1 protein-coding gene is annotated in these 621 nt (G+C 70.5%); it reads left to right on the top strand.

The annotated features are described in order from the left end of the window. The coding region (locus tag ACFOEV_RS15660; RefSeq protein WP_386775587.1) for a radical SAM protein at positions 1-621 on the top strand (621 nt) is incomplete at both ends.

The following is a 621-nucleotide window of genomic DNA, read 5'->3' as shown; positions in this document are numbered from 1 at the left end:
CTGGGGTTCTACACCAACCTGATCACCTCGGCCCTGGGCCTCGACGCGGCGCGCATCGCCGCCCTGCGCGAGGCCGGTCTCGACCATATCCAGATCAGCCTGCAGGCCGGGGATGCCGAGGTCGCCGCCGCCGTGGCCGGCTCGCCCAAGGCGCATGCCAAGAAGCTGGCCATGGCGCGCGCGGTCAAGGCCGCCGGCTACCCGATGGTGCTCAACGTGGTCCTGCACCGCCACAACATCGACGATCTCGACGCCATCATCGCGCTGTGCGACGACCTCGGGGCCGATGCCGTGGAACTCGCCAATTGCCAGCTCTACGGCTGGGCGTACCTCAACCGCGCCGGGCTGCTGCCGAGTCGCGACCAGCTCGAGGAAGCCGAGGCCACCACCGCGCGCTGGCGCGAGCGGCTGGCCGCCAGGGGCCGCGACATGCGCCTGCTGTTCGTGGTCCCCGACTATTACGCCGAGCGGCCCAAGGCGTGCATGGGCGGCTGGGGGGCGATCTTCATGACCGTCACCCCGGACGGCACGGTCCTGCCGTGCCACAGCGCACGCCTCCTGCCGATGGCATTTCCGTCGGTGCGCGAGCAGTCGCTGGAGGCGATCTGGTACGCGAGCGAT

The sequence above is a fragment of the Litchfieldella rifensis genome (genome assembly GCF_042646605.1).
Classification (GTDB): domain Bacteria; phylum Pseudomonadota; class Gammaproteobacteria; order Pseudomonadales; family Halomonadaceae; genus Litchfieldella; species Litchfieldella rifensis.
Note: the sequence above shows the minus strand (reverse complement) of the source record. Positions and strands in the feature narration are given on the sequence as shown.